General features: G+C 73.1%; 14 protein-coding genes. All 14 read right to left on the bottom strand.

Going from position 1 to position 13,129, the window contains the following annotated elements:
• Positions 1–6: 6 nt before the first annotated feature.
• Entirely contained in the window at positions 7–2,286 is a 2,280-nt protein-coding gene (hypF, locus tag AC0OLQ_RS19040) for a carbamoyltransferase HypF (RefSeq protein ID WP_484527324.1), read from the bottom strand.
• A gap of 9 nt (positions 2,287–2,295) precedes the next feature.
• On the bottom strand, positions 2,296–2,961 hold the full coding sequence (locus AC0OLQ_RS19035; RefSeq protein WP_484527323.1) for a D-sedoheptulose-7-phosphate isomerase: 666 nt from the start codon (positions 2,959–2,961) through the stop codon (positions 2,296–2,298).
• Entirely contained in the window at positions 2,958–3,200 is a 243-nt protein-coding gene (locus AC0OLQ_RS19030) for a HypC/HybG/HupF family hydrogenase formation chaperone (protein ID WP_484527322.1), read from the bottom strand. Before AC0OLQ_RS19030 ends, AC0OLQ_RS19035 begins: the two co-directional genes overlap by 4 nt.
• On the bottom strand, positions 3,197–3,796 hold the full coding sequence (locus AC0OLQ_RS19025; RefSeq protein ID WP_484527321.1) for a D-sedoheptulose-7-phosphate isomerase: 600 nt from the start codon (positions 3,794–3,796) through the stop codon (positions 3,197–3,199). The genes AC0OLQ_RS19030 and AC0OLQ_RS19025 overlap by 4 nt, the downstream gene beginning before the upstream one ends.
• 25 nt (positions 3,797–3,821) lie before the next feature.
• The gene (locus tag AC0OLQ_RS19020) at positions 3,822–4,199 is read right to left on the bottom strand and encodes a helix-turn-helix transcriptional regulator (protein WP_484527320.1); all 378 of its coding nucleotides are present in this window, start codon (positions 4,197–4,199) and stop codon (positions 3,822–3,824) included.
• A gap of 116 nt (positions 4,200–4,315) precedes the next feature.
• The gene (gene qcrB, locus AC0OLQ_RS19015) at positions 4,316–6,079 is read right to left on the bottom strand and encodes a cytochrome bc1 complex cytochrome b subunit (protein ID WP_484527319.1); all 1,764 of its coding nucleotides are present in this window, start codon (positions 6,077–6,079) and stop codon (positions 4,316–4,318) included.
• A complete protein-coding gene (locus AC0OLQ_RS19010; RefSeq protein ID WP_484527318.1) occupies positions 6,076–6,939 on the bottom strand; it encodes a Rieske 2Fe-2S domain-containing protein in 864 nt (287 codons plus the stop codon). The genes qcrB and AC0OLQ_RS19010 overlap by 4 nt, the downstream gene beginning before the upstream one ends.
• The gene (qcrC, locus tag AC0OLQ_RS19005; protein WP_484527317.1) at positions 6,936–7,721 is read right to left on the bottom strand and encodes a cytochrome bc1 complex diheme cytochrome c subunit; all 786 of its coding nucleotides are present in this window, start codon (positions 7,719–7,721) and stop codon (positions 6,936–6,938) included. Before qcrC ends, AC0OLQ_RS19010 begins: the two co-directional genes overlap by 4 nt.
• Positions 7,722–7,724: 3 nt before the next feature.
• Positions 7,725–8,111 carry a c-type cytochrome gene (locus AC0OLQ_RS19000; RefSeq protein ID WP_357342158.1) on the bottom strand — a complete coding sequence of 129 codons (387 nt, stop codon included), beginning with the start codon at positions 8,109–8,111 and terminating at the stop codon, positions 7,725–7,727.
• Complete coding sequence (locus tag AC0OLQ_RS18995; RefSeq protein ID WP_484527316.1) at positions 8,108–9,022, bottom strand: cytochrome c oxidase assembly protein; 915 nt, start codon at positions 9,020–9,022, stop codon at positions 8,108–8,110. Before AC0OLQ_RS18995 ends, AC0OLQ_RS19000 begins: the two co-directional genes overlap by 4 nt.
• The gene (locus tag AC0OLQ_RS18990; protein WP_357342164.1) at positions 9,010–9,411 is read right to left on the bottom strand and encodes a hypothetical protein; all 402 of its coding nucleotides are present in this window, start codon (positions 9,409–9,411) and stop codon (positions 9,010–9,012) included. Before AC0OLQ_RS18990 ends, AC0OLQ_RS18995 begins: the two co-directional genes overlap by 13 nt.
• Positions 9,411–10,040 (bottom strand): cytochrome c oxidase subunit 3, encoded by a 630-nt coding sequence (locus tag AC0OLQ_RS18985; protein WP_484527315.1) that lies wholly within the window; start codon positions 10,038–10,040, stop codon positions 9,411–9,413. The genes AC0OLQ_RS18990 and AC0OLQ_RS18985 overlap by 1 nt, the downstream gene beginning before the upstream one ends.
• Positions 10,037–11,965, bottom strand: coding sequence for a cytochrome c oxidase subunit I (gene ctaD / locus AC0OLQ_RS18980; RefSeq protein ID WP_484527314.1), 1,929 nt, complete (start codon positions 11,963–11,965; stop codon positions 10,037–10,039). The genes AC0OLQ_RS18985 and ctaD overlap by 4 nt, the downstream gene beginning before the upstream one ends.
• Before the next feature lie 7 nt (positions 11,966–11,972).
• Entirely contained in the window at positions 11,973–13,001 is a 1,029-nt protein-coding gene (gene coxB / locus AC0OLQ_RS18975) for a cytochrome c oxidase subunit II (protein WP_484527313.1), read from the bottom strand.
• Positions 13,002–13,129: the final 128 nt, after the last annotated feature.

The raw sequence follows: 13,129 nt of genomic DNA, 5'->3' as shown, positions 1-13,129 counted from the left end.
TCCCGCTCAGGCGGCGGGTGCGGCCCGGGCCGCGGCCACTGCGGCCTGACCGAGGGAGATGCCGCCGTCGTTGGGCGGCACCCGCGAGTGCACGAGCACCCGGAAGCCGTCCTGTTCCAGCCCGCTCACCACCCGATCGAGCAGCAGCACGTTCTGGAAGACCCCGCCGGAGAGCGCGACCGTGGCGAGGCCGGTGCGCTCCCGGACGACTCCCGCCGCCCGGACCACGGCGTCGGCCAGTCCGTGGTGGAAGCGCGCGGCGATCCGGCCGGGGTCCACCCCGGCGAGCAGGTCGTCGACCACGCACCGGACCAGTCCGCGTCCGACGTTGAGGAGCGGGACCGGGCCCGCCGCCTCGACCCGGTAGCCGCCGCGCTCGTCGCGATCGGCGCGCTGCTCCAGGGCGATCGCGGCCTGCCCCTCGTACGTGACGCGATCGTGGAGGCCGAGCAGCGCCGAGACGGCGTCGAACAGCCGGCCCGCGCTGGAGGTCGGGGGCGAGTTGGTCCCGCGCCGCGCCAGTGCCACGACTGCGGGCCAGTGCCGCTCGTGCCGGCGCCGTACCGGCAGGTCCGGCACAGCGTCGCCATAGATCTCGTCGAGATAGGCCGCCGCCATCCGCCACGGCTCGTGTACTGCCGCGGCCCCGCCCGGCATCGGCACCGCGCCCAGGTGGCCGACCCGCTCGAACCCGGTCAGGTCCGCGACGAGCAGCTCACCGCCCCAGAGCGTGCCGTCCGGGCCGAACCCGAGACCGTCGAAGGCGACGCCGATCACCGGTCCGGGGTCGCCGTTGTCGGCCAGGCAGGACGCGATGTGGGCATGGTGGTGCTGGACGCCGAGCAGCTCGACGTCGTCGCGCTGCAGGGCGTACTTCGTGGAGAGGTACTCGGGATGCAGGTCGTGGGCGACGACCTCCGGTCGGACGTCGAAGAGCCGGGTGAAGTGCGCGATTCCGTCGGTGAACGCCCGCAACGTCTCGTAGTTCTCCAGGTCGCCGACGTGATGCGACACGAACGCGCGCCGTCCCTTCGCCACGCAGAACGTGTTCTTCAACTCGGCGCCACAGGCCAGCACCGGCCGCGGGAACCGCCAGGGCAGGGTGATCGGGGCGGGCACGTAACCACGGGAGCGCCGGATCGGCAGCTCACGGCCCCGGAAGACGCGCACCACCGAGTCGTCGGTACGGACGTGGATCCGCCGGTCGTGCGTCAGGAAACCGTCGGCGATCCGCGCCAGCCGCCGGCGGGCGTCGTCGTCGCGGTGGGCGATCGGTTCATCGGAGACGTTGCCGCTGGTCAGGACGATCGGCATGCCGAGCCGACCGAGCAGCAGCTGGTGCAGCGGCGTGTACGGCAGCAGCACACCCAGCTCGCGGTTGCCCGGGGCCACCGAATCGGCGACCGGGGCGTCCGCGCGGCGGGGCAGCAGCACCACGGGCCGGCGGGCGCCGGTGAGCACCGGCTCGGCCGCCGGCGCCACGTCGACGAGGACGCGCGCGGACCGCAGGTCGGCGGCCATCACGGCGAACGGTTTCTCCTCGCGGTGCTTGCGGGCGCGCAGCGTCGAGACGGCCTGGTCGTCGTCGGCCCGGGTGGCCAGGTGGTAGCCGCCGAGACCCTTGACCGCGACGATCCGGCCGTCCCGCAGCCACCGTACGGCCGTGTCCAGGGGCTCGCCGGCAACCGTGGTGCCGTCGGCGGTGACGAGCCGGAGGGCCGGACCGCACGCGGGGCAGCACACCGGCTCGGCGTGGAAGCGACGGTTCGCCGGGTCCGCGTACTCGGCGGCGCAGTCGGCGCAGAGCGGGAACTCGGCCATCGTGGTGGTACGGCGGTCGTACGGAACGTCCTCCACGATCGTGAACCTCGGGCCACAGTTGGTGCAGTTCGTGAACGGGTAGCCGTGCCGCCGGTCCGTCGGATCGGACAGCTCCCCGAGGCAGTCCGGGCAGGTGGCGGTGTCCGGGGAGATCAGGGCATCCCGGCCCGCGCCGGTGACGCTGGTGACGATGGCGAAGCCGGGCTTGCCGGTCGGCGGCACCGCGTCGGTGGTGAGCCGTTCGACCTGGGCGAGTGTCGGTGCCCGCCGGCTGAGGTCGGCCACGAAGGCGGTCAGCCGGTCTCCGTCCCCTTCGACCTCGACGAAGACGCCCGCGCTGTCGTTGCCGACGAACCCGGCCAGCTCGTACTCGGTGGCCAGCGCATGCACGAAGGGCCGGAACCCGACCCCCTGCACGATGCCCTCGACGCGGACGTGCACCCGTTGCACGCTGGTCAGCTCCACGGCAACCGGTCAGAATTCGTCGGCCAACGCCTGCTGGGTGAGTTCCCAGAGCACGTGGTAGACCGTCGTCTGCGCCTCCTGGACCCGGTGCACCGACGCCGACGGCACCACGAAGAGGTGGTCGATGACCTCGGATTCCGCCATCCGGCCGCCGTCGTACCCGGCGAACCCGACGGTGAGCATGCCGCGCCGGGCCGCCTCCTCGAACGCCCGCAGGACGTTGTTCGACCCGCCGCTGGTGGACAGCCCGACCGCGATGTCCCCGGGCCGGCCGAACGCCGCCACCTGCCGGGCGAAGACCACCTCGAACCCGACGTCGTTGGATAGCGCCGTGATCACCGCGACGTCTTGGGTCAGCGAGATGGCCGGCAACGGGCGGGCGGCCTTCGGCGGGTGCAGGAACAACTGGGCGACATCCTGGGCGTCCGTGCTGCTTCCGCCGTTGCCGAACGCGTACAGCGTGCCGCCGGCTCGGAAGGCCGCGGCGCACCGGCGGGCGCAGTCGACCAGCCGCTGCCCGTGCTCGGCGACCAGGGATTCGCGGAGAGCGACTATCTCCGCCGCCTTCTCCGCGGTGGACCTCGCCACCGCGGCGAGCACCGCGTCCACGTCGGTCGGCCGGGTGTCGAGGAACGGGTACAGGGCCCCGACGGCGCCCTCGACCCGGGCGCTCATGACCGCTTCTCCACGACGGCGATGGCCTCCTTGGCGTGGACCAGCACGACGTCACCCGGTTCCGCCTCGACCAGGGCCACACTGACCTCCTCCGGTCCGGCGTCCGTGTCGACCACGGCCAGGCCGTCGGCCATCAGCTCCCGCACCCGGACGGCCACCGCCGCGTCGGAACAGGTGATGCACACGTCGTCGTGGCACTCCGGTACGGCCCGGGTGGTCGGCACCGGCCGCGGCTTCACCGGACCGCCTCCGGCTCCAGCAGTCCAGGTTGCTCGAAGAACACGTGCACCAACTCCCACAGGATGTGATAGATCGTCACGTGCACCTCCTTCACGATGCACGGGTCCTCCGAGCGGGCGACGATGACATGGTCGGCGACGGCGTCCCGAGCGAGGTCGCCGCCGTCGCCGCCGAACAGCCCGACGGTGAGGAGACCGAGGTCGCGGGCCGTCGTCAGGCCCCGCCGGACGTTGGCGCACCGGCCGTCGACGGACAGTCCGAGCGCGATGTCCTCCGGGGCGGCGAGCAGGCGCAGTTGAGCCGCGAAGACCTCGTCGAAGCCCTCCGCCCGGGCGATCCCGGTGAGGGTGGCGGCGTCGTTGGTCAACGAGATCGCCGGCAGCGCCCGCTTGCCCACGATGACCGGGTGGACGAACTCCACCACCACGTGCTGGGCGTCCGTCGCCGGCCCCCCGTTGCCGAAGACGATCAGCTTTCCGCCGCGATGGAAGCGTACGGCCATCTCGTAGCAGGCCCGCGCGATCCGCGCCGCGTCGCCGGCGAGCGCCTCGGCCGGTGCCACTCGCCGGGCGAACGCGCGGTGAACTGTCGGCATCACGGGCGATTGCATGATCCTCCGTTCAGCGTCCGGAAGGGGCGTACCGGTCAGCCGGGCCGACCCGCGTCCCCGCGAAGGCGCCCGCCGAGCGTCGCAGACAGGCAGCGATGACCTGATCGAGCTGCGCCAGTCGGACCGTCCACGACCGGAGAGCCTGGCGACCCTCGGCGGTGAGCTCGTAGCGCCGCCGTGCCGGCCCCGCCCCGGCGGTCTCCCACACGGAGATCAGCGAGCGATCGCGTTCCAGGCCGCGCAGCACCCGGTAGACCTGGCCGGGCTCCACATCGGGCATCCCCATCGCGCTGAGCCGGTCGATCAGGTCGTACCCGTGGCCGGGCCGCTCGAAGATCAGGAGCAGGAGGAACGGAGGCAGCAGACCGCGCAGCTCACGTCCGTGCATGCCACTCCCTCCCGGCGCAGGGCAACCCTCTCTCCAGAAGCTAAACACACTTCATCCCCAAAAGAGGAGAATTGCCCGGTTCACCGTCGAGCACCGACAGCGCGACCGGCCCAGCGTCACGTCGGTTCGCCGCCGCGCGGCGCGGCGTCCGCCTTTTCCCGCGGATCGGCTTCGTCGCCGTCCCGCTGCCGGCGGCGGTCGCGCCTGCGCTCGATCAGCGCGGCGACCAGCAGCGATCCGGCGGCTGCCGCCCGTCCCCACCGGCGCAGGGCTGCCCGGACCGGCCCGGGCGGGGGCGGTGGGGGCGGCCCCGGCACCACGACCCGGTCCACGCCCGGGTACGCCAGCCGGGCGGCCTCGACCGCTTCCTCCTCCGACACCACGACCCGGTTCGCGGTGAGCACCAGTCCGCGGGCCTCGTCGCGGTAGCGCCACCGCCACACCTCTCCCTCCGGCCACAGCTCGATCCGCTCCCCCGGCCGGTCCGGCGCGGGCGTCTCGGGTTCGTCGTCGCGCACGGAGGGTCGCCGGGAGGGACGGCGGGCACGGCGCAGGTCCGCCCGGGTGAGGCCGCCGAGCGAGGTCGCGCCGCCCCGTCGCAGCGCCCGTGCGGTCAGGAACGCGACCGCGCCGGTCAGGATCGGCAGGGCGAGCACCAGGACCCGGAAGAGATACAGCAGGTCGTAGACCGGCACCCCGAGCAGCCGGGCGAGGATGTCGTCGCCGGCGGCCACGACGAGCACCGCGAAGAAGGTCAGTGCGGCCACGCCGACACCGATCCGCACGGGGTGGTCCCGGGGCCGGTCGAGCAGGTGGTGCTGGCGGCGGTCGCGCGTGCGCAGCCGCTCGGCGAACGGCCAGGCGTAGAGGGCCAGGAAGGCCAGTCCGCCGAGCACGACGCCGGGGAAGAACGGCGCCGGCACCAGGTAGCCGCCGATGCGGAACTCCCAGGGCGGGAAGAGGCGCAGCGCGCCGTCGCCCCAGGCGACGTACCAGTCCGGCTGCGCGGGCGAGGTGGACTGGGCCGGCTCGAACGGGCCGTAGAGCCACACCGGGTTGATCTGTGCCAGGCCGCCGAGGGCGAAGAGCACCGCCAGGATCCAGGCGAAGAGGGCGAGCGAGCGCAGGGTGTAGCTCGGCCAGAACCGTGACCCGACCAGGTTGTGCTCCGTCCGGCCCGGGCCCGGGAACTGGCTGTGCTTCTGCCGGACCAGGATGCCCAGGTGCAGGGAGATGAGGGCGACCAGGACGGCCGGTACGAGCAGCACGTGGGTGATGAACAGCCGCGGGATCATCTCGTCGGAGGGGAACTCCCCGCCCAGTGCCAGGGCGGCCAGCCAGGTGCCGACCAGGGGGATCGACTCCACCACCGAGATGATGATCCGCAGCCCCAGTCCGGAGAGCAGGTCGTCGGGCATGGAGTAGCCGGTGAAGCCGTTGGCCAGGGCGAGGGTCAGCATGGTCACGCCGATCAGCCAGTTGAGTTCGCGCGGCTTTCGGAACGCCCCGGTGAAGAAGATCCGGGACAGGTGCAGAACGATCGCGGCGAGGAAGACCAGGGCAGCCCAGTGGTGGGTCTGCCGGATCAGCAGCCCGGCGCGTACGTCCCAGCTCAGCCGGACCACGGAGGCGTAGGCGGCGGAGGTGGTGCTGCCGTCCAATGGGGCGTACGACCCCCGGTAGACCCGGTCGGCGGAGCTGGCGTCGAAGAAGAAGGTGAGGTAGACGCCGGTGAGGATCAGCGCCACGAACGAGTAGAGCGCGAGCTCGCCGAGCATGAACGACCAGTGGTCGGGGAAGACCTTCGCCAGCGCCCGGCGGGTGATCGGGGAGAGCCGGAGCCGGTCGTCCAGCGCGCGGGCCAGCCGGTTCATGATCATGGCCGGCTCCAGAAGCCGGCGCCGGGCGGCGCGGTGAAGTCGCCGGTGGCCCGGAGGAAGCCGTCCGGGCCGACCTCGATCGGCAGTCCGGGCAGCGGCCGCGCCGCGGGACCGCCGACCGCCCGAGCCCCGGCCAGCAGGTCGAACGACGACTGGTGGCAGGGGCAGAGCACCCGGCCGGTGCCCTTGAGGTAGAGCCGCACCGGGCAGCCGGCGTGGGTGCAGAGCAGCGACCAGACGACCAGGCCGCCCAGGTGGCCGCCGGCGGGCGGGCGGGAGAAGCGCTCAGGGTCGAGGCGGACCGCGAACGCGGGGGCGTCGCCGGCGTCGGGGTCTCCCTCGGGGAAGACCGCGACCATCGTCTCGGCGGGCACGTCGTCCGGCCGCAAGGGTCGTCCCGTGTCGTCGACCAGCCGTACGCCGGGCCCCCAAGGGGTGTCCTTCCGGGCCCGGAGCGGGCGGCCCCGGTCCCAGGGGAGCAGGGAGCGCAGCGGGAACAGCGCGGCGACACCGAGGGCGGTCAGCGCGAACCCGAGCGCCGCGAGCAGGCCGTACCGCCGGGTCGGGCTCTCCGGCGCGGCGAAGACCGCCGCCGTCATCGCCTGCTCGGCGGGGGGCGGGGTGAAGCCCTCGTGCTCCTCGACGTACCCGCCGACCGGGACCAGCCGCCGGGACCAGACCGCGAGCCCCACCGCCAGGCCGGCGAAGGCGACCGCCAGGCACACCCCCTCCCACCGGGTGTCGCCACCCAGCCCGTACGTCACCGCGAAACCGACCGCCCCGGCGGCGCTCACCAGGAACGCGGCGACGATCCGGCGGCTCGCGGCCTGCTCGGCCGGTGACGGGCTCGGGCGCCTCACTCCCCGGCCCTCCCGCCCAGCCAGCGCACGCCGGCCACCAGGAGTCCGAACACCACCAGCCAGGCGAGCAACCCCTCGGCCAGCGGGCCGAGCCGGCCGAGCGGATTGCCGCCCGGGTCCAGCCGCTCGGTGCGCAGCCGCCGCACATAGCTGGTCAGGTCGTCGACCTGTTGATCGGTGAGCACCTGGGCGGGGAAGGCGGGCATCAGCCCGGGCCCGACCCGGACCGCTTCCGCGACCTGGGTGGCCGACGCGTCGTAGAGCGGTGGCGCGCTCCAGCCGTTGGTGAGCACGGCCCCCGAGCCGGCAGCCCCGTGGCAGGGCGCGCAGTTGGCGGCGAAGAGGTCCCGGCCGGAGACCAGGTCGCCGGGGGCGACCCGGGGAATCCGCGGGCCGCCGCCGCCGAAGCTGGCCACGTGGTCGACCAGCGCGGAGATGTCGTCGGCGGAGAAGACGGGTTCGCGGCGCCGCGCCTGGGGTACTTCGCGCGACACCGGCATCCGGCCGGTGGAGAGCTGGAAGTCCACCGAGGCGGGCCCGACGCCGACCAGGGACGGCCCCTGCTGCGACCCCTGCCCCTGCACCCCGTGGCAGCTCGCGCACTGCTCCAGGTAGAGCTGGGTGCCGCGGTCGACAGCGGGGGTGGTGGCGGCCGGCGTCGGTGTGGGGTCGGGCGCGGGCGCGAGGGCCACCGGGCCCACGGCGAGCGCCAGCACGGACCCGACCGCGAGTGCCCGGCGCGGGTGCGTGGCGGGCAGAGTCACCGCTCGTGGTCGCCGCATCCGTCAGTCCAACGTGTAGAGGTACGCGGCGATGTCCTGCGCGTCGATCGCGCTGACGCCGAGGTTCGGCATGGCGGTGCCCGGCTCGACGGCCTGCGGATCGGTGATCCACCGTCGCAGGTTGTCCGCGTTGTTGGGCAGCTCACCGGCGATGTAGGACCGGGCGCCGAAGCGGGTCAACGGCGGGCCGACCAGCCCACCGGCCCGGTCGACCCCGGGGATGGTGTGGCACGAGCCGCACCCGTACTGGGCGATCAGCTTCGCGCCCCGGTCCGGCCGGCCGACGCGGGACTCGGGCGGTGGTGGTGGCGACGTCGACGCGCACCCGGTCGCGGCGACGACCGGCAGCGCCGCCAGCACCGTTGCCAGCATCCAGAGACGACGGCTCATCGCACCATCCCTTCGGTTGCGGCGCCGGTCGCCGGCGGCGCGCCGGGCCGGCCCGGCCCGGCCGTGGCCAGGCGGTCGGGCCGCTCCCGGTCCAGCCGGAGCAGCCAGCCGAGGAAGACCGCCAGCGCCGCCACCAGGACCACCAGGTCCATCGGCGCCCACATCAGCAGCCCGGCGAGCTGCTGGTCGGCGAGCGGGTCGGGGCCGAGGACGCGCGCGGGGTAGACCGGTTCGGGGGCGAAGGTGAGGACCGCGCCGAGCGCGGAGGCGGGCAGCATGGTGCCGACCAGCAGCAGCAGCGACACCGGTGCGGGCGCCCGGTGGCGGGCCGGGCCGAGCACCGGCGCCCACAGCAGCCAGGCGGTCGCCACCAGGCTCAGATGCTCGGCGGCGTGCAGGATCGGGCGGTCCACCGCGGCGACGTACGGGCCCGGCAGGTGCCACAGCCACAGGGCCAGGGTCTGCGCCGCCGCGGCCAGCAGGGCGTATTCGGCCGGGCGGCGCAGCCGGCGCACCGGCGCCGCGGCCCGGACGCGGGCCAGCAGCCGGCGCAGCGGGCGGGGCGCGGCCAGGGTGAGCGGCAGTCCCGCCGCACCGGCCGCGAGCAGCGGGCCCGCCACCAGCAGGAGCAGCATGTGCTGGGTCATGTGCCCGGCGTAGGAGGACTCCGCCAGCCGGTGCACCGGCCCCTGGTCGGCCGCCAGCACCACCACCAGCCCGGTGCCGAACGCCGTCACCCGCCGGACCGCCACCACCCGGCCACGGCCCCGCCGCGCCCACAGCTCCTGCACGCCCCGGCCGTAGCCGGCGGCGAGCAGGCAGACCACGGCCACGGACAGCATCGTCAGCAGCCCGTCGGCCACGTCGCCCGGGCCGGACCCGTGGGCCCGGTAGACGGTCAGCCCTGACATGGCGGGAACACCAGCACGGCGATCCCGCCGAGCACGATGATCGTCAGGAACAGCAGGTTCGCCCAGACCCCGACCATGGCGAGCATCCGGGAGCGGTCGACGGCCCGGTCCTCGGCGCCGGCCGACGACGCCCGGGCGGTACGCCGCCACACCAGCGTGGCCACCAGCAGCGATCCCACGGTGACCAGGCCCGGGATCACCACCGCGAGCCACACCGCCAGCCAGAGCGGCACGCCGGCGACGCGCTCGCGGCCCGCGGCGCAGGTCAACTCGTCCAACGGCCAGGCGATGAGCAGGTGCGCGGACCAGGCGAGGGCCCCGCCGAGCACGCCGTACCAGAGCAGCAGCCCGCCGGCCAGTCGGGTGTGTGGGCCGGGTCCGGTGGTCATCACAGCCGTGGGGAGAGGTAGATGGTGAACAGGATGGCGACCCACACCGCGTCGACGAAGTGCCAGTAGATCGCGGCGTTGCGGACGCGTTCGTGGCGGTGGGACCCGAAGCTGCCTCCGCGCAGGGAGGCGGCGAGCAGCCACCCGATCATCGTCAACCCGACCAGCACGTGCAGCCCGTGGAAGCCGGTGATCAGGTAGAACAGGGAGCCGTAGACGTCGGTGGTCATGGTGAAGTGCTTGAGGTCCTCGGCGTATTCGACGGCCAGCAGGGCCAGGAAGGTCAGCCCGAGCAGCAGGGTGGCGGCGAGCCCGGCCCGCAGCCGCCCGCGCCGGCCCCGCCGGATGCCGTGTTCGGCCCAGACCACGGGCAGGCTGCTGGGCACCAGCACTGCGGTCATCAGCAGCGGGAGCAGCAGCTTCGGCTTGTCGACGCCCCCCGGCGGCCACTGCGGACCGAACTGGAAGCGGAGGTAGAAGTAGCTGCCGAGCAGGCACGCGAAGAGGGTGGCCTCGGTGGCCACGAACAGCACCATGCCCCACCAGCCGGTCGGCCGGCCGACCGGCTCCTCGGTGGTCAGCGCCGCGACGCCGGTGGCCGCGGCCACGACCCCACCCCGGTCCGTCATGACGCCACCCCGAGTTCCTCGTCGGGGCGGCGCGGCGGCCAGAGCCAGGCCGCGATCGTCGCCGCCACCACCAGCGCGGCGACCGCGGCGATCGGGTACGCGGCCAGCAGCAGGGCGGTGAAGAAGACCAGCAGCGCGCCGGCGAGGACGAGTGGCTTGAACGACGACTCGGGCATCTCCACCGCCCGCTCGGTGCGGGCGTCCAGCTCGCTGGTGAACAGGGTGCGCCGGCCTTCGCTGAGGACGCGGTCCCCGGTCGCGCCGGTGGTGGTCGACTCGACGGTCCGTTCGTCCCAGGTGGGGTGCAGGCTGTGCACCCGGGGAATGACCGGGAAGTTGTACGGCTCCGGCGGTGACGCCGTCGACCATTCCAGGCTGTCGCCCTCCCACGGGTCCGCCGGCGCCGGCCGGCCCCGCCGCACCGCGTGCACCACGCCGACGAGCACCAGCAGCAGCCCGAGCGCCAGCAGGTACGACCCGACGGTGCTGACCAGGTTCCACCCGTCCCAGCCCGGCTCGCTGCGGTAGGTGTAGACGCGCCGCGGCATGCCGAACAGGCCGTAGAGGTGCATGGGGAAGAAGGTGACGTGCATGCCCGTGAAGGCCAGCCAGAACGCCCACCGCCCGAGCCCCTCGTGGTACATCCGTCCGGTGATCTTGGGGAGCCAGTAGTAGATGCCGGCGAGCATCGGGAAGACCGCCCCACCGATCAGCACGTAGTGGAAGTGCGCCACCACGAAGTACGAGTCGGTGACCTGCTGGTCGAACGCGGTCACCGCGAACATCGCGCCGGTGAAGCCGCCGAGCACGAAGGTCACGAGGAACCCGATCACGAAGAGCAGCGGCACCCGCAGCACCAACCGGCCGAGCAGCATGGTGGCCAGCCAGGCGAAGATCTGGATCCCGGACGGGATGGTGATGACCGTGCTGGCCGCGCTGAAGAAGCTGTAGGACAACAGCGGTAGCCCGGTGGCGAACATGTGGTGCACCCAGACCCCGAACGAGATGATCGCGATCGCCACGATCGAGAGCACGATCAGCGAATAGGCGACCACGCCCCGGCGGGTGAACGCGGGCAGCACCGCGGAGACGATGCCCAGGGCGGGCAACACGATGATGTACACGTCGGGGTGCCCGAAGATCCAGAACAGGTGCTGCCAGAGCAGCACGTTCCCGCCGCCGGACGGGTCGAAGAAGTGGGTGCCGAACCGGCGGTCGAAGAAGAGCATCGCGTTGTCCGCGTTGAGCGCCGGCAGGGCGAAGACCACCATGAACGCGGTGGCCACGATCGCCCAGACGAACAACGGCACCCGGTTGAGCGACATCCCCGGCGCCCGCAGCTTGAGCGCGGTGACGATGAAGTTGATCGCGCCCGAGGTGGTGGAGATGCCCAGGAAGAGCAGACCGAGCGCGTAGACGTCCATGTGCAGGCCGGGGTTGTGCTCCACCTGGTTGAGCGGCGCGTACGCGAACCAGCCGTTGTTGGGCGCCGCCCCGAACGGCAGGCTCCCCCACATGAACAGCCCGGCGAAGAGGAACGCCCAGTAGCCGAAGGCGTTCAGTCTCGGGAAGGCCATGTCCCGGGAGCCGATCATCAACGGGACGAGGAAGTTGCCGAAGCCGAACAGCATGGGCGTGGCGAACAGGAAGATCATCGCCGTGCCGTGCATCGTGAAGAGCTGGTTGTACTCCTCCGGCGACACGACGCCCGCCTCGGGCCGGGCGAGCTGGGTACGCATCACCAGGGCGCTGAGCCCGGCGAGGACGAAGAAGAACGCGGCGGTGACCAGGTAACGCCGGCCGATCTTCTTGTGGTCCACGGTGGTGAACCAGGCGCGCAGCGAGCGGGGCTCGTCCCAGTGCTCGGCCAGCCGGGCCAGGTCGTCCCGGCCGATGCCGGGCTCCTTGCTGGTGGTCGTGGACATGGCGGCCCTACTCCAGCGACCGTAGGTAGGCGATGAGGTCGGGCAGTCGGGCGGCGTCAACCGGCTGCGGGGGCATGGCGTTGCCCGGCTTGACGGTCTGCGAGTTGGCGATCCAGCCGCCGAGGTGTCCGGCGTCGTTGGGCACCGCGCCGGCGCCGATGCTCCACCGCGAGCCGACGTTCGACAGGTCGGGCCCCACCTGCCCCTGCGCGCCGGTGCCCCGGACCGTGTGGCAGGCCGCGCAGGTGCCCTGCACGAAGGTCTGCTGACCGCGCCGTTCGGCCTCGGTCCGCGGCGCCCGGGCCGGGGCGTCCACCCGGGCCAGCCAGGCGTCGAAGGCGGCGCGGGGTTCGGCCACCACCAGGAACGCCATGTGGGCGTGCTGGGTGCCGCAGTACTCGGCGCACTGGCCGCGGTAGCTGCCGTCGCGCCGGGCCTCCAGCCAGGTCTCGCGGGTCTCGCCGGCGATCAGGTCCGTCTTCGGCATCAACTGCGGCACCCAGAAGCTGTGCAGCACGTCCTCGGTCCGCAGGCGTACCCGGACCCGCTCCCCCACCGGGATGTGGAGCTCGTTGGCGGTGGCGCCGGAGGCGCCCACGTAGCGCACCTCCCACCACCACTTGTGCCCGGTGACCTCCACGGTGAGCGCGTCCTGCCCCGGACCTGCGCCGAGCGCGGCGAGGTCCCGCAGACCGACGCCGTAGACCGCCACGAGGATGATGAACGGCAGCCCGGCCCCGGCGATCGTCACGAAGCGCAACGGCTGGCCGTGACGCACCCGGGCGGCGCCCCGCCGGAACACGAGCGCCCAGGCGAGCAACGCCATGACCTCGGCGAACACCGCCATGGAGATCCAGAACAACAGCCACCACAGGCCGCTGACACGCGCGGCCCCGGTCCCCGCCGGATTCAGGGCCGACGGGCTGCCGCCGGAGCAACCGGCGAGCAGCAGCGGGCCGTACAGCAACGGCAGCACCGACCGGGGTCGGCGCTGCCGCCGGCCCGGGTGCGAGGTGGTCTCCGCTGTCGTCTTCACCGGCAAGGACCTTAGTACCGGTTAGCGACCTCCATACCTTTTCTCCGAATGGCGGCATATGGGACAACCACCGCTTTATGGTGGGTCTCCAGTCCCCACCTTCTCGGTCAAGCGCCTCAGGGGCGCGG

It is taken from the genome of Micromonospora sp. Utrum1 (genome assembly GCF_057197805.1).
Note: the sequence above shows the minus strand (reverse complement) of the source record. Positions and strands in the feature narration are given on the sequence as shown.

Bases quoted from the DNA above. Each gene is read 5' to 3' on its own strand.
- AC0OLQ_RS19035 (WP_484527323.1), bottom strand. From the start codon at position 2,961: ATGAGCGCCCGGGTCGAGGGCGCCGTCGGGGCCCTGTACCCGTTCCTC.
- AC0OLQ_RS19025 (WP_484527321.1), bottom strand. From the start codon at position 3,796: ATGCCGACAGTTCACCGCGCGTTCGCCCGGCGAGTGGCACCGGCCGAG.
- AC0OLQ_RS19020 (WP_484527320.1), bottom strand. From the start codon at position 4,199: ATGCACGGACGTGAGCTGCGCGGTCTGCTGCCTCCGTTCCTCCTGCTC.
- qcrB (WP_484527319.1), bottom strand. From the start codon at position 6,079: ATGATCATGAACCGGCTGGCCCGCGCGCTGGACGACCGGCTCCGGCTC.
- qcrC (WP_484527317.1), bottom strand. From the start codon at position 7,721: ATGCGGCGACCACGAGCGGTGACTCTGCCCGCCACGCACCCGCGCCGG.
- AC0OLQ_RS19000 (WP_357342158.1), bottom strand. From the start codon at position 8,111: ATGAGCCGTCGTCTCTGGATGCTGGCAACGGTGCTGGCGGCGCTGCCG.
- AC0OLQ_RS18995 (WP_484527316.1), bottom strand. From the start codon at position 9,022: ATGTCAGGGCTGACCGTCTACCGGGCCCACGGGTCCGGCCCGGGCGAC.
- AC0OLQ_RS18990 (WP_357342164.1), bottom strand. From the start codon at position 9,411: ATGACCACCGGACCCGGCCCACACACCCGACTGGCCGGCGGGCTGCTG.
- AC0OLQ_RS18985 (WP_484527315.1), bottom strand. From the start codon at position 10,040: ATGACGGACCGGGGTGGGGTCGTGGCCGCGGCCACCGGCGTCGCGGCG.
- ctaD (WP_484527314.1), bottom strand. From the start codon at position 11,965: ATGTCCACGACCACCAGCAAGGAGCCCGGCATCGGCCGGGACGACCTG.